Annotated in this window: 9 protein-coding genes (1 of these 9 only partly in view); 8 read left to right on the top strand and 1 reads right to left on the bottom strand. The window is 30.0% G+C overall.

Going from position 1 to position 23,156, the window contains the following annotated elements; all coding sequences use genetic code 11:
- The first annotated feature begins 4 nt into the window (after window positions 1-4).
- The gene (locus ACKTTQ_RS05620; protein WP_093869977.1) at window positions 5-532 is read left to right on the top strand and encodes a hypothetical protein; all 528 of its coding nucleotides are present in this window, start codon (window positions 5-7) and stop codon (window positions 530-532) included.
- Window position 533: 1 nt separating this feature from the next.
- On the opposite strand, the gene ACKTTQ_RS05615 is transcribed toward ACKTTQ_RS05620, so the two are convergent.
- On the bottom strand, window positions 534-1,133 hold the full coding sequence (locus tag ACKTTQ_RS05615; RefSeq protein ID WP_408048627.1) for a ribonuclease HII: 600 nt from the start codon (window positions 1,131-1,133) through the stop codon (window positions 534-536).
- Window positions 1,134-1,203: 70 nt separating this feature from the next.
- Here ACKTTQ_RS05615 and ACKTTQ_RS05610 point away from each other — a divergent pair, with 70 nt between their 5' ends.
- From ACKTTQ_RS05610 to ACKTTQ_RS05580, 7 genes are all read left to right on the top strand, one after another.
- Window positions 1,204-3,159 carry a putative porin gene (locus ACKTTQ_RS05610; RefSeq protein WP_408048626.1) on the top strand — a complete coding sequence of 652 codons (1,956 nt, stop codon included), beginning with the start codon at window positions 1,204-1,206 and terminating at the stop codon, window positions 3,157-3,159.
- A gap of 3 nt (window positions 3,160-3,162) precedes the next feature.
- Window positions 3,163-3,402, top strand: coding sequence for a hypothetical protein (locus tag ACKTTQ_RS05605; protein WP_093869980.1), 240 nt, complete (start codon window positions 3,163-3,165; stop codon window positions 3,400-3,402).
- 928 nt (window positions 3,403-4,330) lie between these two features.
- Window positions 4,331-4,849: a UpxY family transcription antiterminator gene (locus tag ACKTTQ_RS05600; protein ID WP_093869981.1), complete on the top strand. Its 519-nt coding sequence runs from the start codon at window positions 4,331-4,333 to the stop codon at window positions 4,847-4,849.
- 46 nt (window positions 4,850-4,895) lie between these two features.
- On the top strand, window positions 4,896-5,558 hold the full coding sequence (locus ACKTTQ_RS05595) for a 4'-phosphopantetheinyl transferase family protein (RefSeq protein WP_299135881.1): 663 nt from the start codon (window positions 4,896-4,898) through the stop codon (window positions 5,556-5,558).
- Between the two features lie 141 nt (window positions 5,559-5,699).
- Window positions 5,700-7,082, top strand: a complete 1,383-nt coding sequence (locus ACKTTQ_RS05590; RefSeq protein WP_093869983.1) for an aspartate aminotransferase family protein — start codon at window positions 5,700-5,702, stop codon at window positions 7,080-7,082.
- Between the two features lie 37 nt (window positions 7,083-7,119).
- Entirely contained in the window at window positions 7,120-20,391 is a 13,272-nt protein-coding gene (locus ACKTTQ_RS05585) for an amino acid adenylation domain-containing protein (RefSeq protein WP_408048625.1), read from the top strand.
- Window positions 20,392-20,414: 23 nt separating this feature from the next.
- On the top strand, window positions 20,415-23,156 hold the 5' end (the start) of the coding sequence (locus ACKTTQ_RS05580) for an amino acid adenylation domain-containing protein (protein WP_408048624.1). 7,671 nt of this gene lie beyond the right edge of the window; the window shows 2,742 of its 10,413 coding nt (coding positions 1-2,742); its start codon is at window positions 20,415-20,417; its stop codon lies beyond the right edge, outside the window.

The following is a 23,156-nucleotide window of genomic DNA, read 5'->3' as shown; positions in this document are numbered from 1 at the left end:
GAATATGAAATTATTAGGAATAGGATCAAGAATTAATCACTCAGAATATGGTTTTGGTGTAGTTACTAATGTAGATAGTAAGCATTATTGGGTTACTTTTCAAGAAAATGGTTTAGAAACAATAGCTTTAAATGATGATTTTGATATTATTGAAGCTGTAAATCAGGAAGTAGATTCTGTAAGTTTTTATGAAGTTGAAAGTTCTTTAAGAAAAATTTTAAAGCAATGGAGTGATGTTACTGAGATAGTACCTATAGCTGATAAATTTAAAGGAGGTAATTTAATTATACAGCCAGCCGATACTAACTTAAGTTCAAAAGAAATACCTATTGATACTTTTTTTCATAAAGTGGTAATGGTTCGTGATCGGATTAGAGTAATGGAGCAAAAAATAAATGCTAGTAAAACTTTAGCAGATCAAGATAAAGTAGATTTACAACAATATATTACTCGAATTTATGGTAGTTTAACAACTTTTAATGTGTTATTTAAGTTAAAGTCTGATCATTTTGTAGGAGCAAAATCAAAATAGGCTATAATTTAAGTTTTAATTGCTCAGGTAATAACTTAAATGATTTTCTATGATGTATTGTTGCTCCAAATTCACGAATAGCATTACGGTGCTCTTTTGTTGGATAACCTTTATTTTTTTTCCAATTATATTGTGGAAATTCTTGATGAATTTTTTCCATATAATCATCTCTATATGTTTTAGCTAAAACAGAGGCAGCAGCAATACTCATATATTTAGCATCTCCTTTAATTATGGTTTCATGAGGGATTTCTTTATATTGTTTAAACTTATTTCCGTCAACAATAATAAATTCTGGTTCTACGCTTAATTGCTCTATAGAGCGATGCATTCCAGTAATAGAAGCTTGTAAAACATTAATTTCATCAACTTCATCTTGATGAATAAAAGATACTCCAAAAGCTAGAGCTTCTTTTTCAATATAAGGACGTAGTTCATAGCGTTTTTTTTCTGAAAGTTGTTTAGAGTCATTTAATAAATCATGGTTAAAATTAGGGGGTAAAATAACCGCTGCAGCAACTACAGGTCCAGATAAACAACCCCTTCCAGCTTCGTCAGTGCCAACCTCTAAAGAAAATCCGCTATAATTTAGTTTCAACATACTACAAATTAACAGTTTTCAAAGAAAACATTCACATTTTTTCTCATTTTATTATTATACTTTTGTAGGTATGAAAAAAAGTTTCTTAGTATTATTTTGTGTAATAAGTGTGCAACTTGTTTTTTCTCAGGTTAGAGAATTAGATGGAGGTTTTGGAGGATTAGGAGGTGTTAATCAAAATAGAGATTCATTACCTGGAGGTGAAATTGATGTTGAGTTAAGTGGAAGAACAAAGTATACAGATTATAAAATTATTTCACATAAAAGGGATACTACTATTATTGATACAACTTTAACGATACAAAAAAACTATAAATTTAATTTTTTAAGGAAAGATAATTTTGAACTATTAGCATTTCATAACCAAGGACAGACTTTTAATAATTTAGGATATGATTTTAATACTACTTCTCAATTTCCTGATATAGGTTTTAGGGCAAAGCAATTTAATTATATAAATATTGAAGATGTAAAATATTATCATGTGCCTACCCCAACTACTGAAATTTTGTATAGAGGTGGTTTGGAACAAGGGCAGGTTTTAGAAACGTTGTTTACAGCAAACTTTTCCAAACGATTAAATGTGGCATTAATGTATAAAGGAATACGGTCATTAGGTGCTTATAGGCGATCATTGGCTAGCACTGGAAATTTTAGAGTTTCTTTTCACTACGTAACACCAAAAGGGCAATACGCTATAAGAGGACATGCAGTAAATCAAGACTTTACAAATCAAGAGAATGGAGGATTAACAGCAGAATCGTTATTGAATTTTTTAACAGATAATCCTAATTTTAGCGGTAGTAGAGGTAGATTAGATGTTGAATTAAATGATACAGAAAGTGTTCTTGAAGGGAAGAGACTATTCTTCGAGCATACATTTAAATTACTCTCCTCAAAAGATTCACTTAATAATAGAGATTTTTCTAATTTAAAAGTAGGACACCAATTTACTAGAGATTCTAAATATTTTGAATTTAAACAAGTTACACCTTCAGATATATTTGACACTGATAGAGCAGTAGGGGTTTTAAACAACCAAACAGATTATTTACTTTATAATAATGAATTGTTTTTAGATTTTAACTCTAAATATGTCTTAGGACGTTTTAGAGTTAAGACAAGCTATACTAATTATGATTACGGGTATAAATATTTGCAGAATAATTTAGTTGGAATTGCAAATAATAAATTAAAAGGTAGTGCTATTTCATTTGGAGCAGATTGGAACGGGAAAATAAATAATTTTTATGTAAATGCTACAGGTTCTTTAACCCCTGGAAGTGGAAGATTAGCTGGAAATAATTTATATGCCGAAGCATATTATAAAAAAGATAGTTTATTTACTGTTAAAGCAAAACTTAGGATTAATAATAAATTACCTAATTTTAATTTCTTACTGCATCAAAGTATTTATAATAAGTTTAATTGGGAAAATAATTTTGCTTCTACTGGAACTAGAATTTTAGGAGGAGAGATTAAAAGTAAATGGGGAAATGCTTCTGTTGATTTAACCAATATAGATAATTATACTTATTTTGATGAACAAGGGCTTCCAAAGCAACATTCAGGAACTGTTAATTATTTAAAATTAAAGGTATCAAAAGAATTTTCATTAGGTAAATTTTCGCTAGATAATACCCTAATGTATCAAAAAGTAGCAAGTGGAAGTGAAGTGTTAAGAGTACCAGAATTGGTAAGTAGAAATACATTGTATTTTTCGGATAACTGGTTTAGAGGAAACCCTCTTTTTGTTCAAATAGGAGCTACTTTTAAATACTTTTCAAAATATAAAGCTAATGCATATAATCCATTACTTGGAGAATTTACGTTGCAAAACACCACTGATATTGGGTATCCAACTATTGATTTATTTTTTAACGGTAGGGTTAGAAGAACTCGAATATATTTTAAAGCAGAAAACATAAGCTCATTTTTTCTTGAGAAGAACTACTTATCTGCTCCTTCACATCCTTATCGTGATTTTACAATTCGTTTTGGAGTAGTTTGGAACTGGTTTATTTAATATATGGAAAAAGAACTTAGACAACATTGGAAATTATTTTTAATTGCTAGCTTAACATTGGGTTTAGCGCCTTTTAATCCACCTCATATAGTTGGGAAAATAAATTGGATTATGGGTGGAGGTGCTTTTTCAGGAGATAACCCAATGAAACTTATGGATTGGTTTGATGTTTTACTTCATGGTTTACCATGGATTTTACTACTTATTTCTATTTTACTAAATAGTAAAAGAAAAAGAAGTTAGTTTTAATAGGAGTAATACATGTTTATTATTATCATTAAAAAGAGTTTTTTAAAATATCTTTTGTTTTTTATTTACTAGTTAAATTTATACTTAAAAAGTATAATTCTGTTTTATAATAAACAAATAGCTAAGTTGTTGGTTTATAAGAAGTATGGAAATTCGTTAAATCTACTAATTATTAACTTATCCATATTTAATAGTACTTACAAGGCAATTGTCAAATTAATTGTTTCATGTTTTTTAGTAGGATGTTAACCCTGTTTTTACAGTTTTTTAATATTTGAAGATAATTTTTAATTTAAAAATTAGTATAATTGTACCTGTAAAAAAACAATAGTTATTTAAATTTATCTACTACACATAAATAACTTTTTTATCAAATTTTTTTTAAAAATAATATGCCTCATGTAATTGAGAGAGGCGAAGCCATGCTTAAAAATTAAACTGTAAAAAAATAAAGAAAAACTATAAGAAAAACGTATTTTAATTTTTCAAAAAAGAATAAGAACTTTATGAAGTAGGCTTGTTTAATTTTTAAAGAGAGTTTGACTATATTAAAAACAACTTTTTTTAAATTTCCTTCTAAATGGTTTCTTTAAGGAACTATAAATAACTCTAAAACATATCGATAAAAACTAGGTGAATAAGAAAAACAAAACGTGTTTTTTTTGTTAAACTACTGTTTTGTATTAGAATAATGAGTTGTTGTTTTCATGATTTCTTAACAATTAAGAATATTTTTTGAAGAAATAAATACTAAAATTGTACCTATAATAAATTAATAGTTATTTAAATTTTACCTACTACAAATAAATAACTATTTACAAAAAACTATTGCATTTATAAAATAAACAAAAAGTACCTCATGTAAGTGAGAAAGGCGAAGCCTTGCATAAAAACAAACAAACAACTATAATCAATTTAAATAATGAACTACACTAGCGGTTGGCATGTAATATATGTCAAATCTCGTTGGGAAAAAAAGGTATATGAGTCTCTAAAAGAGATTTGTTTAGATACTTTTTTTCCACAAATTAAAACACTTAAACAATGGAGCGATAGGAAAAAAGTAATTTTAAAGCCATTACTTCCGTCTTACTTATTTGTTAATTTAAATTCTCCTACTGAATTCCATAAAGCATTGTCAGTTAATGGTGTATGCTCTTATATCCGTTTTGGTAAAGAGTACGCAAGAGTTACAGAAAATGAAATAGAAAAAATGAAATTATTAGTAAGTGATCAAAACATTACAGGAATTGAAGTTAATACAGAATTGCCAAAAATAGGAGAGGTTAGAAAAATAACTAATGGTCCTTTAAATGGTTTAGAGTGTGAAATTTTAAAAATAAATAGTACTAATAAAATTATTGTACGGATAGATTCATTACGACAAAATTTTATAGCAACATTACCTATAAGTTATATGAATCAACTTGAAAACGTATAACTATTAATGTAATAACTAACTTTTAGTATACATTATTTTACTTCTTATGAATAATAAAGCACATGTACTCTGTGTACATAATGGTGATCAAATGAAAGAGAAAATTTGGTTAGAATGCTTACAATTAATACCAAATAAATATCACGCTGAAATTAATAAATTTCGATTTTGGGAAAGACGTCAGTCAAGCCTAATAGGAAAGCTATTATTAAAAAAGGCATTAAATTTTTTTTCAGTTGATAAAACACTTCTAGATATAAAATATACTACTTATAGAAAACCTTATTTAGAGGATGATTTTTCGTTCAGTATATCACATTCAGGTGAGTTTGTTGTTTGTGCATTTACTCCAAATAAAGAACCAATAGGTGTAGATATAGAAAAAATTGAAAGAAAAATTGATTTAAACAATTTTTCATCAGTATTAACTAAAAGAGAAAAGAATTCAATTACTCAGTCGAGAGAGCCAATAACAACTTTTTATAACATTTGGACAATCAAAGAGGCGGTTTCTAAAGCCGATGGAAGAGGTTTGAATTTACCATTAAATACAATTGATACCTGTCAGAATTATATATCACTTGGAACTAAAAAATGGTACTACAAACCAATATCTGTTGAAGATAATTATAAATGTAATATAACAACTACCTGCAAAGATTTTGAAGTTAAACTGAAACTAACAACAATTAGTGAGTTGTTAGAATAAATATAGGGACTAGGCATGAAAATTCATCTACTATAAATCTAAAATTTCATTATTCAACAAAAGAAAACTTATGTAAAACTCATGCTTTACTTTTTTAGTAAAGATGTAAATAACTAAAACAATATAAACAAACTTATTATTATGGAAATATTAAAGAAATATCACTTATCTGAAACACCTAAAATTATCTCATCTTCTTTACCAGGAGAAAAATCAAAAAAAATATTAGAGTTACAAAAACAGATAGAAGGAAGTATCGTTTCATACCCTAAAAATATGCCGATAGCTATAAAAAGAGCAAAAGGAAGTATCGTTGAAGATTTAGATGGAAATCAATTCATCGATTTCTTTGCCGGCTGTGGTGTTTTAAATGTAGGACATTGTAATGATTTTGTTTTAGAATATGTGAAAAAACAGCAAGAAGAATTAATTCACGCTCTTGATTTTCCAACAGAGAATAAGATAAGTTTGATTCAGAAAATAATAAAAAACCTTCCGAAAGAAATTAGAGATGACTATAAAGTGTGTTTTGGAGGACCAACAGGATCAGATGCAGTAGAAGCTGCTATAAAATTAGCTAAAATAAAAACAGGAAGAGATGGTATAATTTCTTTTAAAGGAGGGTATCATGGTATGACATGTGGGGCGTTAGCTGTTACTTCTGATATTGGTTTTAGAAATCATATTTCTTCACTGATGCCAAATGTTCATTTTGCTCCCTATAATTATTCTTATAGAAATGAAGATGGAAATAAAAATAATGAACTAGTTGCTTTTGAAGAGATGTTAACAAATAGTCATTCTGGAATATCTAAACCAGCAGCTATTATTGTAGAACCTATTCAAGGAGAGGGTGGGAATATTGTTCCTGAAGATGGTTATTTAGAAGAGTTAGTAAGAATAGCACATGAAAATGATGTGTTAGTTATTTTCGATGAAATTCAGTGTGGTTTTTTTAGAACAGGATCTTTTTTAGAATTTATGAATACCAAAGCGGTACCCGATATTATAACTTTTTCTAAAGGCTTTGGAGGAATAGGCTTTCCTATAGCTGGTTTAATTTATAAGAGAGAAGTTGAAGCATGGAATCCAGGAGCTCATATTGGTACTTTTAGAGGAAATCAAGTTAGTATTTCAGCAGCAATTGGAGCTTTAGATTTTATAGAAAAGTATGACATCGCTGAGCATACTAAAACTATTGGGAGCTATTTAATGGATAAGTTAGAATTATTAAAAATAGACAATCCTTTTATAGGAGAAGTAAGAGGTAGAGGAATGATGATAGGTGTTGAGTTTGTTAAAAATAAAGAAAGTAAAGTACCTTTTCCTGAGTTTGTAAAGAAATATAGGAAAGAATGTTTTGAAAGAGGACTATTATTTGAAGTAGGAGGACATTATGATAATGTTTTAAGACTAGTACCACCATTAGTAACTACAAAAGCTATTGTAGATGCAGCCATAGAAATAATGAAAGAGGCTATTACTGCTTGTACAGAAGAATACATGGAACAAACTTTAGCTTAACAAAATTACCTTACCTAACTAAAAAACATCCAAAAAAATGTTACCATTTAACGATTTGAATTCTGAAAAAAAACTTTCAGAAGATACATTAATGCATATTTTTAAAAAGCATTTAGATGAATCACCAAATAAAATTTTATACAGGTTTTTTGCCAATGGAGAAGAAGAAAATAATTCAAGAACATTTTTAGAATTATATAAGAAAGCTGAAATAATAGCTTCAAATATATTAAGATATGCTAAGCCAGGAGATCGTGTTTTATTATTGTATCCTTCTGGTTTGGAGTTTGCAGATGCTTTTTTTGGATGTTTATTAGCAGGTGTAATAGCTGTTCCTGCTTTTCCACCTCAAGGAAAACGAAGAATAGGACGATTAGAAAAAATAACAATAGATTGTAAAGCAACATTAGTACTTACAACTGATGTTGTTTATACTAAAAATATTAAGTGGTTTAGTAATGAGGTTTTTGCAAATGTTTCTTGGTTAAAAACAAATACATTAGAGTTTGTTTTCAACCAAGTCTTTCCAAAAATAAATACGAGCACAATTGCATTTTTGCAGTACACTTCTGGTTCTACAGGAGATCCAAAAGGAGTAATTGTTAATCATGCTAACATAATCGATAACAGTGAAATATTTCAAGATTGTTTTAAAACAACAAAAAAATCAATAGGTGTTTCTTGGTTACCAATATACCATGATATGGGGTTAATTGGTAATATTATTCAGGCATTATTTGTAGGGTTTGAACTAATTATTTTACCGCCAACAGCTTTTATTCAAAAGCCTATAAGATGGTTAAGATTAATTTCTAAATATAAAGGGACTATGAGTTGTGCTCCAAACTTTGCGTATGACCTTTGTACAAATCAAATTAAAGAAGAAGATTTAAAAGAAATAGACTTAAGTAGCTGGGAAGTTGCTATTAATGGATCTGAACCAATTCGCCCAGGCACAATGGCAAAGTTTGCAGATCGATTTACGAACTACGGATTTAAAAGAGCAACATTGTTTCCAGGTTATGGGATGGCTGAAACTACGCTGGTAGTTAGTGGTTGTGAGTACGATAAGGAACCAACTATTATTTCATTAAAGAAAAATGAACTTCATGAGGGGAAAGTACTTCTCAATTCTACACCTGAAAATTCCATTCAGTTAGTAGGAAACGGACCTATACATAAAAAGTTAAAAACAAGAATTGTAAACCCGGAAACAAAACAAATTTGTAAAGAAAATGAAGTAGGTGAAATATGGTTAAAAGGGAATAGCGTTACAAAAGGATATTGGAACAAAAGCGAATTGTCAAAAGAAATATTTGAAGCCTATACAAATAATGTAGAAGGAATAAAAAACGAGAATGATGGCCCTTATTTGCGTACTGGAGACATTGGTTTTTTAAATGGTAATGAAATATATATTTCAGGACGTTTAAAGGAAATGATGATTTTTAATGGAGTAAACCATTTTCCTCAGGATATAGAAAGAACTGTTCAGTTCGGTCATCCTGATTTACAAAATAATGCAGGAGCTGCGGCAACAATAAAAGTTAATGGAGTTGATAAGCTATTAATAATACAAGAGGTAAAACGTACTAGTATACGTGATTATGATGCTGAAAAAATTATAAAAACAGTTTGTCAGCTAGTATTAGCAGAACATGAGTTGTCTATATATAAAATTGTGTTAGTAAACCCTGGACGTATAAAGAAAACATCAAGTGGGAAAATACAACGATTAGGAACTAAAACAGCATATGAATCTGGTGATTTAGGTGGTGTTTTAGAAGAGTGGACAGCTGGTGAACAAATAGAGAAAAAAGAAAAAGAGTTAATAGAGAGTTGTAGTCAAAAAGCAGATAATAAAACTGAACTTATAACTTGGTTACGAGAAGAAATAAGTAATTTATTACAAATTACTCCTTCTCAGGTTAATTTAAATGATTCATTTGCAACTTTAGGATTAAGTTCACTACAAGTAGTTCGTTTATCCGGAGTATTATCAGAATATATTAAAAAAGAGGTGTCTCCAACACTTTTTTTTGAATTGGAGACTTTGTTAGATGTTGTTGTTTATGTTGAAACTGAATTAATAGATGACGTAAAAACGAATCATAATACGATTCATTCAATTACTCCTAGAATAGTTACAAATAGAGACAAGATACCGGCTTCTTTTGCTCAAAAAAGTATGTGGGTCATTGATCAAATAGCAGGAAGTATAGAGTATCATGTTTTTAAAGCTTTTACTATTCCTCAATCTATTGATGTGAATTTATTAAAAAGAGCGTCAAAGAAATTGGTAAAGCGGCATGAAGCTTTACGTACTGTATTGCAACCAAACGAAGAAGGAGATTTACATCAAAATATTCTTTCTGAGGATTCATTTGAAATGGAGTATGTAGAGTTAGATTCAAATGAAAACAGTAAAATTCAGGAATTAATTAGCTTACCTTTTGATTTATCATCAGATTATCCATTTAGGTTATTTTTAATAAAAGGTACTTCTAATGGATATAAATTACTTTTAGTAGCACATCATATAGCGTTAGACGGATGGTCAGGAAAGATAGTTTTAGATGAATTAACTACAATTTATTCTGCTTTATTAGAAGGAGAAAAAGATGGTTTAAAACCTTTATCAATTAACTATGTTGATTATTCGTTTTGGCAAGAAGAATATTTTAAAGGAAATGTTTTAGAAAATTTATTGAAATACTGGGAAGTTCAATTAAAAGGAGTTACTCCTTTAACATTACCCTATGATTTTCCAAGGCCAATAGTTCAAAGTAAAAAAGGAAGAAGAGTTGCTTTAGCCTTAGATGATCAATTGATTTATAGTTTAAAAAAGTGTGCTAAAAAAGAAGAAGTTACATTGTTTATGTTAATGATGTCTGCTTTTAAAGTGCTCTTGTATAGATATAGTGGAGAAACAGATATCTGCGTAGGTACACCAGTAGCGAATAGAACAACTAAAGATGTAGAATCTTTAGTAGGAATGTTTGTAAATACATTAGCATTAAGAAGTGATTTAGACAACAATCCATCTTTTACTACTTTGTTGAAGCAAGTAAAACAAACCAGTATTCAGGCTTATGCAAATCAATTGGTTCCGTTTGAAAAAATAGTAGAGAAAATAGCTCCAGAAAGAAACATGGGATATAATCCTGTGTTCCAAGTAATGTTTGATATGCAAATAGATTTGGATATGGAGAACTTAAAGTTTGGAACTGAACAAATAGCTAGATACAATATAGACCATACTACAAGTATGTTTGATTTAACTTTTACAGTTGAAGATCATGGTGATGGATTATTACTTCAGGCAGAATATTGTACTGATTTATTTACAGAAGGTACTATCAGTCGAATGCTTAGTAATTATCAAAAATTACTTAAAAGTATAGTTAGTAATTCTACTCAAAAAATTAATTCATTATCGCTTTTATCTTCTTTCGAAGAAAATTTATTATTAGGAAGAATATCTACATCTGAAGGATTTAATTTTAATCCGAAGGCTGTTGATTTGAATAATGATTTACCAATAAATATACATTTTGAAAATGTAGTAGAAGAAAATTTAACATCGATAGCAATACTTCATAATGAAATATCATGGACTTATAACAATTTAAATATCTATGCTAATCAAATTGCTCATCTGTTATTAAGTTTAAATATTCAAGAAGAAAATTGTGTAGGAGTATATTTAGAAAGAAATGCAGAGTTTGTAGGTAGCATGATGGGAATAATAAAATCAGGAGGAGTATATACTCCTTTAGATACACAGAATCCACCATCACGAATTGAAAAAATGTTAAAGGAGAATACTTTTTCAGTTTTAATTACAACATCGAAACTATTGTCAGAATTAAAAATAATTAAGGATATTCCTATTGTTTTAATTGATGAGGCCTCTATTGAATTAAAAGAAGTTTACGAAAAAGAGGAGTTATTTCTATATGATAAAGAAAATTTAAAAAACCAAAAAACAACAAATCCAGTAAATAAGAATCGAATGGATAGTTGGGCCTATGTATTGTATACTTCAGGTTCAACTGGAGCACCTAAAGGAGCGATTACTAAACATGCTGGTGCAATGAATCACCTCTTAGCAGAATATAGATTATTAGACTTGCCAGATGGTTTCCGTTTTTTACAAAGTGCAGGTATTGGGTCAGATATCTCAGTATGGCAAATTTTAGGCCCTTTATTAAAAGGAGGGATAAGTGTAATTGTAGATAAATTTGAATTATTAGATTATGAAACGTTAATATCAACAATAAATCAAACCAAAGTAGATATCGTAGAATTTGTTCCTACTTATATGTGGGGTTTATTGTCTTATATTAAAGAAACTAAAAAACCAGTAGCCTTAGATTTACAGTGGGTTATGTTGGTTGGAGAAGCTATTCCTGTAGCTTTAGTTAATGAGTTAAGAGAACTTTACCCAGAAGTTCGCCTTTTGAATGCTTATGGACCATGTGAAGCTTCAGATGATGTAATTCAATATGAAATTAAACAGGAGTTACTTGAGCAGCAGCCAAAAGTGCCAATTGGTAGAGTAATACCAAATATGAATGTTGCTATTTTAAATGATAGTTTAGGTTTATGCCCAATAGGAGTTGTTGGAGAAATTTGCGTTAGTGGTATAGGTGTTGGGGCTGGTTACTTAGGGTTACCAGAAAAAACTGCGAATAGTTTTATAAATAACCCATTTCCTGATTTGTTAGGAGATGTTATGTATAAAACAGGCGATATGGGACGATGGTTACCAGATGGAAATATCGAATTTTTAGGAAGAGAAGATCATCAGGTAAAAGTTCGTGGACATCGTGTTGAGTTAGAAGGTATAGCTTCAGTAATTAGGAAATCTGATAGGGTAGAAGATAGTTATGTACTAGTATATAATGATGACAAAGGAGAGGAATTAGTATTGTGCTTTTTAGTGTTAAGTAAAATAGGGAAAAATTACGATGAACATACAATAGCTAAGGTGTTAAATGATTTGTGTAGTAAAGAGCTACCAATTTATATGCACCCTTCACAATATTGTATTATTGAAGACTTTCCTTTGAACTTAAGTGATAAAGTAGATGGTAAGAAATTATTAACTATATATGAATCAGATTTTTCGGGTGATAGAGTACTACAAACAAATAACTACCAAGCACCGAGCACTAAATTAGAAGAAAAATTAACAGCTATATGGCAGAATTTATTAGGCATTTCTCAAATAGGTATTTATGATAATTTCTTTGAGTTAGGAGGTCACTCGTTGTTAGCAACTCGTCTGGTATCAGTAATTCGTAAAGAAATGGATACTGAAGTTACTATAAGGTCGATTTTTATGAATCCTACAATTGAAGGATTGAGCCTTCATATAGAAGAGTCTTCTGAGCAAGCTGTATTGCCAAGTCTTGTAACTCAAGTAAGAGGAAACCGTATTCCACTGTCTTTTAGTCAAGAGCGCTTGTGGTTTATAGACCAATTACAAGGAAGTAGAGAGTACCATATGTCTGGTAGGTTAAAGTTCAAAGGAGCCTTAAATATTTCAATACTAGAAAAATCATTAAATAAAATTATTGATCGCCATGAAGTATTACGAACAATAATAAAGTCAGAAGGCGGTATAGGATATCAAGAAGTTCTCTCACTTAACGAATGGAAACTAAGTTCAGCTATTGTAAATGAAAAAGAAGAAATTGAAAATGATATTATTGAGTTTTCTGCAATTCCTTTTGACCTTTCTAAAGATTATATGTTTCGAGCACGTGTTTATGATGATGGAACAAACGATTATGTATTAGCTGTTGTTTTTCATCACATAGCTTGTGATGGCTGGTCAGAAAGTATTTTTACCCAAGAATTAGTTACAATTTATAGTGCATTAGTAAAAGAGGAAGAAATAAATATACCTCCATTATCATTACAATATGCTGATTACGCAATATGGCAACGTAAATATTTACAAGGTGAAATATTAGAAAATCAGTTGTCTTATTGGGAAAAAGCGTTATTAGATGTATCCTCATTGTCGTTACCTTTAGATTATTCAAGACCGTCAGTTCAAGATACTTCAGGTAAAATGGTAACTTTTGAATTAGATAAAAGTTTAAAGAATAAAATTAATACACTTTGTAAGCAAGAAGAAGTAACCTTATTTATGCTTCTACTATCTGCTTTTAAGGTGCTTTTATCAAAATATAGTGGGCAAGATGATATCTGTGTGGGTACTCCAATAGCTAATAGAACGCAATCAGGAGTTGAAAATATGATTGGCTTCTTCATAAATACGTTAGCATTACGAACTGATTTAAGTGAAAATCCAACTTTTAAAGAAGTTTTACAACGTGTGAAAGAAGTAACTTTAAAAGGCTATGATAATCAGTTAGTTCCTTTTGAGAAAGTAGTAGATAGAGTGGTAGAAACTCGAGATATGAGTATGTCCCCTTTATTTCAAACAGTATTTGTTTTGCAAAATACACCAGATGTATTAGATACGAATCTTGATGGATTGGATGTTTCATTACATGCCGATGAAAACACCAATGCAAAATTTGATATTACATTAAATGCAGAAGAGCATAGTGAAGGAATTTCATTGAGTATAGAATATTGTACAGCTTTATTTAAAGAAGAAACAATTCATCGCTTATTTGCTCACTATAAAGAATTATTAGAAAATGTAGTTGTTGATAATAATCAACCAATAAATGAACTATCAATACTTACAAAAAAAGAAGAAAATAGTTTGTTGAATGTTTTTAATACTCCATCAGTTTTATATCCAAAAGATAAAACTATAATAAGTCTGTTTGAAGAACAAGTCCAAAAAACACCACAAAAAGTGGCTTTGGTATTTGAGGGAAAAGAAATGACCTATGAAATGTTAGATAAACAATCTAATCAGTTAGCTAGGTTTTTACAAAAGCAAGGAGTAACTGTAGAGGATTTAGTAGGGATTTGCATTGAACGTTCTTTTGAAATGATAATAGGATTGTTAGGTATTTTAAAAGCCGGAGGTGCTTATGTACCAGTTGACCCTAATTATCCTAAAGATCGAATTGAATATATTTTAGATGATTCAGAAGTATCTATAGTATTAAGTACAACACAAAGTGTATCTGCTATTGAAAATTTATTAGCGTTAAATATTGTTTTATTAGATAATGATTGGGATTCTATTTCTCTTGAGTTGGAAACTCAATTAAAACCAGAGTATACGCCCGAGAATTTAGCGTATGTAATTTATACATCTGGAAGTACAGGGAAACCAAAAGGAGTGTTATTAACACATTTGAATGTGGTACGATTATTTTTTCATGAAGGTAGTTTGTTTGATTTTAACGAAGATGATGTATGGTCTATGTTTCATTCTTTTTGCTTTGATTTTTCAGTATGGGAAATGTATGGAGCATTATTTTATGGTGGGCGTTTAGTAATTATACGAGATACAGAAACAAGGGATACAACTTCTTTTAAAAATACATTAATAAAAGAAGGTGTTACTGTTTTAAATCAAACCCCAGGAGCGTTTTATACATTACAAGAAGAGTTCTTTAGAACTACTGAAAAACATAAAATTAGGTATGTCGTTTTTGGAGGTGAAGCATTAAATCCTTCGTATTTAAAACAGTGGAAACAATCTTATCCTACATGTAAATTAATTAATATGTATGGAATTACAGAAACTACTGTACATGTTACTTATAAAGAAATAACAGAAAAAGAAGTAGAAGATACCAAAAGTACTATTGGAAGAGCAATTCCAACACTAAATTGTTATATAGTTGATGATAGTTTACAGCTTTTACCAGTTGGTATTATTGGAGAATTATGTGTTTCAGGATCTGGATTATCTAGAGGGTATTTGAATCGAGAAGAATTAACTGGAGAGAAATTTGTTTCAAATCCGTATGATACAGATAAAGAATCAAAATTATATAAGACAGGAGATTTAGGACGCCTATTGTGTAATGGAGATATTGAATATGTTGGGAGAAAAGATGATCAAGTAAAAATAAGAGGTTATCGTATTGAGTTAGGTGAAATTGAAAATGTATTATCAACTTGTTTAGATGTTAGGCATTGTTGTGTTTTAGCAAAAGAAGATTTGCATAAAGTAAAATATTTAGTTGGGTATGTGGTTGTTGATGGAACTATAGAAAAAGATGCTTTACAAAATTACTTGAGCTTAAAGCTTCCTGATTATATGGTGCCACGAATTTGGGTAGAATTAGAAGAAATGCCTTTGACTAGTAATGGTAAAATAAATAAGAAAAAACTACCATTACCAGATGTTTCTAAATTATCGAGTAATGAATATGTAAGCCCTAGAAATGAAGTAGAATCAGTATTAGTAGAGATTTGGGAAGAGTTATTAGAGTTGGATAAAGTAGGAGTTTATGATGACTTTTTTGAATTAGGAGGACATTCTTTGTTGGCAACACGATTGGTATCGATGATTCGAAAGAAGATGGAAATTGAAGTTGCTATCAAAACTATTTTTATGCATCCTACAATAGCAGGATTAGAAAAATATTTAGTAATAAATTCAAGGAAAACAATATTACCAACTATTGTTTCACAAGATAAAACAGCGCGTATTCCGTTATCTTTTAGCCAAGAAAGATTATGGTTTTTAGATCAGTTACAAGGAACAGATGAATATCATATTGTTGGAGGTTTAAAGTTAAAAGGGAATTTAAATTTAACTGTTTTAGAAGATTCATTAAAAATGATTGTGGATCGTCATGAAATTTTACGAACAGTAATTCATACAATAGAAGGGGTAGGTTATCAGGAAGTTATATCGTCAGAAGCTTGGGAGTTGACAAAAGTTACGCTAACCAATAACGATAATGAAAAAGAAATGGTAGCTAAGTTTATAGGTAGCCCATTTAATATTTCTGATGATTATATGTTTCGAGCATGTATTTTTCAAGTAAGTCAAAATGAGTATACGTTAGCTTGTGCTTTTCATCATATAGCAAGTGATGGATGGTCTATTCCAATTTTTATAAATGAGTTAGTATCCATTTATGAAGCTTTACGATTAAATAAATCAATAACACTACCTAATTTATCAATTCAATATGCTGATTATGCATTATGGCAAAGGAAATTTATTGAAGGAAATTTTTTAGAAAACCAATTAGCATATTGGGAAAATAAATTAAAGGGAGTTTCTGTATTATCGTTACCTACAAATAAAGTACGTCCGTCTGTTCAAAGTACAGTTGGAGCAAGCATTAATTTCGAATTGAATAAATCATTAAAAGAAGCTATTGTAAAAGTTAGTCAAAATGAAGGAGTTACAGTGTTTATGTTTATGTTGTCTGCTTTTAAAGTGTTACTATATAAATATAGTGGACAAAATGATATTTGTGTAGGAACTTCTATAGCGAATAGAACACAATCTGGAGTAGAAGATATGATAGGCTTTTTTGTAAATACATTAGCCTTAAGAAGTTATGTTAATAATGATCTTAGCTTTAAGAAGTTGTTAGCAGATGTTAAAGAAACAACCTTGGAAGGGTATGATCATCAATTGGCTCCTTTTGAAAAAGTAGTAGATCGAGTAGTAAATACTCGTGATATGAGTATGACTCCATTATTTCAAGTGATGTTTGATTTGCAGAATACTGCTAAAAATGAGCAAATTAAATTAGGGGAATTAACTGCTGCTCCTTGTGACTTTGAAGAAAAAACATCACAGTTTGATATTACGTTAGTAGCTACAGAACATTCATCAGGAATTTCATTGCGTATGGAATATTGTACTGATTTGTTTGAAGAAAGTAGTATAAAACAAATGCTACTACATTATCAAGAGTTATTGATTAATACAACAGAAAACGTTTCTCAGAGCATCGATAATTTATCTGTATTAACGACTGAAGAGGAAGATTTGTTGTTAGGGCGAGTAGCAAATTCAGAAGGAGTAAACTTTAACCCGAAAGAACAAGATTTAGGTAATACTTTACCAATAAATGTTCATTTTGAAAAGATTGTAGAAAAACATTCAACATCTATTGCAGTAATTGATAAGGAGGTAACGTGGAATTATGAAGAACTAAATAGTTATGCCAATCAAATAGCCCATCAATTATTAACAATAGGTGTAAAAGAAGAGAAGAGTGTAGGAGTGTACTTAGATAGAAGTGGAGAATTTATAAGTTGTATGCTAGGTATATTAAAATCAGGGGGAGTTTATACTCCTTTAGACACCCAAAATCCATCTTCACGTATAGAGAAAATGTTGTCAGAGAATGAGTTCTCGGTGTTAATAACAAGTTCAGCGTTATTATCAGGGTTAACTAAAGTTTCATTGTCAAATGTTATAGTAATTGATGAGTTACCAACTCATTTATTAGATAGTATAGAGGTTCAAGGAATAAACGTTTATGACTCTTTATTTGTAGAAAAACAACCTACAGTAAATCCACCCAATGTAAATAGAATGGATAGTTGGGCTTATGTATTGTATACATCAGGGTCAACAGGGGCGCCAAAAGGAGCGATTACACGTCATGACGGAGCAATGAACCATTTATTGGCAGAGTATAAACTATTAGAATTAGCAGATGGTTTCCGTTTTTTACAAAGTGCAGGAATAGGTTCAGATATTTCAGTATGGCAAATTTTAGGGCCATTATTAAAAGGAGGAGCAAGTGTAATTGTAGATAAATATGAGTTGTTAGATTATGAGTCATTATTAGAAACGATTACCCGAACAAAAGTAAGTTTGGTAGAGTTTGTTCCAACTTATATGTGGGGCTTATTATCTTATATAAAAGAAAGTAAAAGAGCAATAGCATTAACAACATTAAAATGGATAATGCTAGTTGGTGAAGCAATTCCAGTAGGACTGGTGAATGATTTACGACGTATTTATCCAGGAATTCGTTTACTGAATGCTTATGGACCTTGTGAGGCATCTGATGATGTAATTCAATTTGAGATAACTAAAGACTTTCCAGAGAGTCAATCAAGAGTTCCAATAGGTCGCGTAATACCAAATATGAATGTTGCTATTTTGGATGATAATTTACAATTATGTCCAATAGGAGTTACTGGTGAGTTATGTGTAAGTGGAGTAGGAGTAGGAGCAGGTTATTTAGGATTACCAGAACGTACATCTCAGAGTTTTATACCCAACCCATACCCAGATTTATTAGGAGACGTACTTTATAAAACGGGAGATTTAGGAAGATGGTTACCAGATGGAAATATAGAGTTTTTAGGACGAGAAGATCATCAAGTAAAAATACGAGGACATCGAGTAGAGTTAGAAGGAATCGCTTCTGTATTAAGAAAGCCAGAATCAATAGAAGATATTCATGTTTTAGTTCATAAAGATAAAGCTGATAAAGAATTGTTATTATGCTTTGTGGTATTAAGTACTATAGGTTTAAATCATGATGAGGGTTCAATAACAGAGTTGTTGCATGAGTTGAGTAAGTCTGAATTACCAACATACATGCATCCATCACAATATTGTATAGTAGAAGAGTTTCCTCAGAACTTAAGTGATAAGGTAGATGCAAAGAAGTTATTGTCAATATATGAATCAGAATTTTCAGGAGAACGATCAATTCAAATAAATAATTATGTTTCTCCACGTAATGAGTTAGAAGAACATTTAGTGAATATCTGGCAGGAGTTATTAGGAGTTTCACAAGTAGGAGTTTATGATAATTTCTTTGAATTAGGAGGAGATTCTATTATGACCATTCAAGTGGTTAGTCAAATGAAAAGGTTAGGATATCATATTAAACCTCGTGATTTATTTGAAAATCAAACTATTTCAGAGATTTCAAATGTTGTAACTAATGCAGTTTCTGTAAACCTAGGAGAACAAGGAACCTTAAAAGGAGATAGTTTATTATTACCTATTCAACAACTTTATTTTAAAGATGAGTATGTAGAGAGTGTAGCTAATAATCAATCAGTACTGGTTTCAGTTGATAAATCAATTAAACCGAGTTCAATTCAAAAAGCACTAGAATTATTAATGGAGCATCATGATGCTTTACGTTTTCAATATCAACAAATAGATACTAGTTGGAATCAGTCTTATGGAAAGGATAAAGGTGTTTTAGAAAAGGTGAACTTATCAAATATCGATTTAGGAAAATTACCAGAATCGATTACTAAAACATGTGAACTATATCAGGAAAGTTTGGCTATTAATTCTGGAAAGGTTTTTAAAATGGTTTTAATAAAGACCCCAGAAGGAGAAGAAAAAAATCGATTGTTTATGGTAGGGCATCATTTGGTTATAGATGGAGTGTCTTGGCGTATTTTATTATCTGATTTAAGTCGTATTGTAGATGGGTTAGAACAAGGAAAAACTTTAAATTTAGGTGTAAAAGGGAATTCTTACCGTGAGTGGGGACTAGCTTTACAAGAGTATGTAACTAAAAAAACTATAGCTTCACAAGTAGGGTATTGGTCTAAAATTCATACATCTTATAAAACACTACCTATAGATAAAAAAACAGTAGCTAAAAATCTATATAGCGATATTGTAGAATATCAAATGATTTTAGATGAAGAAAATACTTCATTGTTGTTGCAAGAAATAAATCAAGCTTATGGTACTACAATCAATGACGTACTATTAGGGTGTTTAGGATTAACAATTAGTAAGTGGAGTAATAATGAAGAGGTTATTATTGGTTTAGAAGGGCATGGAAGAGAGGAAGTTTCTGAAGGAGTTGATGTAAATACTACAATAGGTTGGTTTACTACTTTGTATCCCGTTTGTTTATCTATGAAAAAGGAAATGTCTTTAGGAGATGTATTAACTAGCACAAAAGAGAATTTACGACGTATACCAAATAAAGGACTGGGCTTTGGTCTTTTAAAGTATATGCACCCATCTCAAGAAATAAGAAATCGTTTATCAGCAGTTCAATGGGATATTGTGTTTAATTATCTAGGGCAATTAGATAATGCCATTGAAACAAATTCTTGGATAACAGAAGCTACAGAATTTCAAGGAAATGAGATAGGGGGTTCAACACCATTTAATAATAAACTGGAAATTAATGGAGGTGTTAAAAATGGAAAACTTCAACTTTCTTGGAGCTATTCATCAAAAGAATACGATGTTGAAACAATAGTAGAATTAGCAAATTCTTATGTGTCAAATTTGAAAGATTTGATACGTCATTGTAAAGAAAAAGAAACTAGAGTATATACACCTTCAGATTATGGTCTTGAAAAAGAAATAAAACATGAAGAATTAAATAAATTTTTAAGTACTACAACCACAGATTTAGAAGAAATTTTCAAAATCTAAAAACCAACTTCAATATAAAAGTAATGAAAAATTTTATTATAAAATTACAAGGATTACATCTGTTTTTAGTAGAAAAAAATGGAGAATTATCTCTTAATATGGATAAAGAAAAATTTAATAAAGATCCATATGATTTTAATGAAGATCCAGAAGGAATAATTCCTTTTATGAAAAACAATAAATTAGAGTTAATTGCATATTTAAAGGAAAAGCATAAAAAACCAGAAGCTATATATAAATTAAGTCCTTTGCAAGAAGGATTGTTATTTCATAAATTATATGATGAAGATTCAAGCGCCTATGTTGATCAGCTTGTTGTTGATTTACCTAGCGAATTAAATTTAAATGCATTTGAATCTTCATGGAATTATGTAATACAAAATCATACTATTTTAAGAAGTTGTTTTTTGTATGAAGAATTTAGTATTCCTGTGCAATGTGTGTATAAAGATGTAACCATGCCTTTTACTGTGGAAGACTATAGTAGTTTTTCACCAACAAAACAGGATAAGAAGTTAGCAACTTTTTTAGAAGATGATCTTAAAAAAGGGTTTGTGTTTACAGAAGCTCCTTTACTAAGAGTTGCAATTATAAAAATTAGTGATTTGAGTTATAAAATGGTATTCACAAGTCACCATATTATACTTGATGGTTGGTCTTTATCTATTTTATTGGAAGAGTTTTTAGAAACTTATGAATGTTTAGTAAAAGGAAATTCAGTACCGCATAGAAAAGAAGAACAGTATGAAGATTATATAAAATATATTGCTGAAAGAAATATTTTCGATGAAGAAAAGTTTTGGAAAACATATTTAAATGAATTGACTTCACCTTGTTTATTACCGTTTTCAAAAAGTATATCTAGTAATAAAGAAATTGGAAAAGCAAAAGAAAACGTATTAATAATTGATGCTGATTTTACAGAACGTTTAACAAAATATGCTAAACAAAATCATTTAACTATTAACACATTAGTTCAAGGAGCTTGGGCTTTGTTACTTTCTAAATATACTGGCGATTTAGATGTTGTTTTTGGTGTAACAGTTTCTGGACGTCCAGCAGAACTAGAAAACTCTGAAGATCGAATAGGGTTGTATATTAATACATTACCACTTTATGCTAAGTTAGAAGAAGGTGCTTTGGTTTTAGATTGGCTTAAGTCGTTGCAACTAGGACATATGAAATCTAGAGAACATCAGTATACAAATCTTGCAGATATTCAAAGATTTAGTGGTATTCAAGGAGACTTGTTTAATAGTATACTAGTATTTGAAAATTACCCTATTTCTGAAGCATTAAAAGAGGAAGATAGTATTCTTGATATTGGGAATATTATGGTTCAAGAGCAAACTAATTACCCATTAACTATTGATGTTAATCTTGGAGGAAAAGAGTTGAATATTCAATTTAGTTATAATGTAGCTTTATTTGATGCTAGTACTATAATGATGATACAAAATCATTTTAATACGGTATTACATCAAATAATAGAAAATCAAGATAAAAAGATATCAGAAGTTTCCATATTAACGACTGAAGAGGAAGATTTGTTGTTAGGGCGAGTAGCAAATTCAGAAGGGGTAAACTTTAACCCGAAAGAACAAGATTTAGGCAATACTTTACCAATAAATGTTCATTTTGAAAAAATTGTAGAAAAACATTCAACATCTATTGCAGTAATTGATAAGGAGGTAACGTGGAATTATGAAGAACTAAATAGTTATGCCAATCAAATAGCCCATCAATTATTAACAATAGGTGTAAAAGAAGAGAAGAGTGTTGGAGTATACTTAGATAGAAGTGGAGAATTTATAAGTTGTATGCTAGGTATATTAAAATCCGGAGGAGTTTATACTCCTTTAGACACCCAAAATCCATCTTCACGTATAGAGAAAATGTTGTCAGAGAATGAGTTCTCGGTGTTAATAACAAGTTCAGCTTTATTATCAGGGTTAACTAAAGTTTCATTGTCAAATGTTATAGTAATTGATGAGTTACCAACTCATTTATTAGATAGTATAGAGGTTCAAGGAATAAACGTTTATGACTCTTTATTTGTAGAAAAACAACCTACAGTAAATCCACCCAATGTAAATAGAATGGATAGTTGGGCTTATGTATTGTATACATCAGGGTCAACAGGAGCACCAAAAGGAGCGATTACTCGTCATGATGGAGCAATGAACCATTTATTAGCAGAGTATAAACTATTAGAATTAGCAGATGGTTTCCGTTTTTTACAAAGTGCAGGAATAGGTTCAGATATTTCAGTATGGCAAATTTTAGGACCATTATTAAAAGGAGGAGCAAGTGTAATTGTAGATAAATACGAGCTTTTAGATTATGAGTCATTATTAGAAACGATTACCCAAACAAAAGTAAGCTTGGTAGAGTTTGTTCCAACTTATATGTGGGGTTTATTATCTTATATAAAAGAAAGTAAAAGAGCAATAGCATTAACAACATTAAAATGGATAATGTTAGTTGGTGAAGCAATTCCAGTAGGATTGGTGAATGATTTACGACGTATTTATCCAGAAATCCGTTTGCTGAATGCTTATGGACCTTGTGAGGCATCTGATGACGTAATTCAATTTGAGATAACTGAAGATTTTCCAGAGAGTCAATCAAGAGTTCCAATAGGTCGCGTAATACCAAATATGAATGTTGCTATTTTGGATGATAATTTACAATTATGTCCAATAGGAGTAACTGGAGAGTTATGTGTAAGTGGAGTAGGAGTAGGAGCAGGTTATTTAGGGTTG

Source organism: Tenacibaculum halocynthiae (assembly GCF_964512825.1).
In the GTDB taxonomy this organism is placed as follows: Bacteria; Bacteroidota; Bacteroidia; order Flavobacteriales; family Flavobacteriaceae; genus Polaribacter; species Polaribacter halocynthiae.
Note: the sequence above shows the minus strand (reverse complement) of the source record. Positions and strands in the feature narration are given on the sequence as shown.